Annotated in this window: 2 protein-coding genes and 1 pseudogene; 1 reads left to right on the top strand and 2 read right to left on the bottom strand. The window is 41.8% G+C overall.

Features of this window, described 5'->3' with window-relative positions; all coding sequences use genetic code 11:
* Nucleotides 1-700 (top strand): MFS transporter (locus AC1DUA_RS38765; protein ID WP_477504747.1); only part of this gene is annotated, 700 nt, incomplete at its 5' end.
* 12 nt (nucleotides 701-712) lie between these two features.
* On the opposite strand, the pseudogene AC1DUA_RS38760 reads toward AC1DUA_RS38765, so the two are convergent.
* Together AC1DUA_RS38760 and AC1DUA_RS38755 are read right to left on the bottom strand one after the other, a co-directional pair.
* A pseudogene (locus tag AC1DUA_RS38760) lies at nucleotides 713-907 on the bottom strand (VanZ family protein); the annotation flags it as partial.
* Nucleotides 908-1034: 127 nt separating this feature from the next.
* The coding region (locus AC1DUA_RS38755) for a M15 family metallopeptidase (RefSeq protein WP_477504746.1) at nucleotides 1035-1827 on the bottom strand (793 nt) is incomplete at its 5' end.

The following is a 1827-nucleotide window of genomic DNA, read 5'->3' as shown; positions in this document are numbered from 1 at the left end:
GCCAGCCTTGTATGCGTTGTACTTAAGAAGAGCGATTCAAGATTCTCCGCGATATAATGAGCAGCGAAATCGCCGATTAACGCTTAAAGAACGTGTCACATCCGTCTGGTCAGCACGTTTCCGGAAATCAACGATTGCGCTCTGGATTCTCTGGTTTATCGTGGTTTTCTCCTATTACGGGATATTCCTATGGCTTCCATCCGTCATGGTTCTGAAGGGGTTCAGTCTTGTAAAAAGTTTTCAATATGTGCTGATAATGACGTTAGCACAGCTTCCGGGCTATTTTACAGCAGCTTACTTTATTGAAAAATTCGGTCGTAAATTCGTACTTGTCTCTTATTTGCTGTTAACAGCTTTTAGCGCGATTTGGTTCAGTTCTGCTAGTACAGAGGCCATGCTTATAGCAGCAGGGATTAGCCTCTCTTTTTTCAATCTTGGCGCTTGGGGAGCCATGTATGCGTACACACCAGAGCTATACCCTACTAGCGTCCGCTCGACAGGCGTTGGGCTTGCCGCATCCTTTGGACGCGTCGGAGGGATCATTGGCCCGTACCTTGTCGGCTTATTGGTGTCTAGACATCACAGCATTTCCTCGATATTTACCATTTTCTTCATTGCTATCGTATTCGGAGCGTTGGTTCTGCTGTTCTTTGGGAAAGAAACGAAAGGAACCGATCCCGATCAAGCGGCTAGCAGCTGAAATCAGTTTGAACATGCAGAAGCCTATCAAACCGCCGGACACATTTAGAATAAGGTCATCCACATCAAAGCTGCCGATTAAAAATAACACCTCTAAGCATTCCAAGCTCAAACTCAAAGCTAACGATCGAATTCCTACCCCTAACAATGACATTTTTGATTTATTCGACAATAACATCAAGAAGATGCCAAAAGGAATGAATATCAAGACTTAAATAAGATAACTTTAAACACCACATACATGTAGAGGGCAAAAAATCCGGACATCGCAGTGTCATATATAAATTTCATCTGTTTCATTGGGCACCCTCACCTTCCTGAGATTTTGATTCCATTCATAAAAACACCGTCACAATAACGCCATCCATGTTGTTGCCAGACAGCTCATATTTACGATTACTTGGCACTTGAATGGTAGTATTTTGGGAAATTGAATGATACGAAATTTCATATTTCACACCCTGAAGAGTCGTTGTTAGCGTCTTTTGCTCTTTCAGAAATTCCAAATATTGTTCCAGTGTTAAATTCTTCTGCTGCATAATCAGACTATGGGGTAAACCAACATATCGGAAATGCCAAGGCTCATACTGAATGCCGGTGATAGCTGTTTTATCCTTGGGATAACGTAAAATAAACCCGTAGGTCGCAGCATTTTTCTTAAGCCAAATACCTTCAGGAGCTTGACTCATCTCCGATTGCGTAGAACCAATATCAAGAGATATTCCTAAGTTATGCTCGCTATTCCCCGCCGGCAAAGCATAATCCGGGCCCATATCTTTATAAAGCTTACTCTGCTCGTTGTTATCCCTGTAGCCGCTGCTAATCATAAAGTGATGAACCCCCTGTTTATCAGCAGCTCGGATCATGGTTGTAAAATTTTTCACTATGCTTTGAGACAAACGAATGGTGTTATCTAATAAAACATAACCATCGACCAACTCTTTATGCTGAAAAAGATTAACCACATCCGATAGAATCCCTACTTGATGGATCGGGTAATCCTTATTTATTAACACTAAGTTCCCTTGGTAAATTTGATCTTTCATGATCTTTATCGTTTGATCGTACTTGCCTGTAGCCGATTCTTGAACCTCGTATGTTTCTTCCCCTTGTTTTTCGGTTATGCGT

It is taken from the genome of Paenibacillus sp. 01T422 (assembly GCF_056398785.1).
The sequence above is the reverse complement of the archived record's forward strand: the minus strand, read 5'-3'. Positions and strand labels throughout refer to the sequence as shown.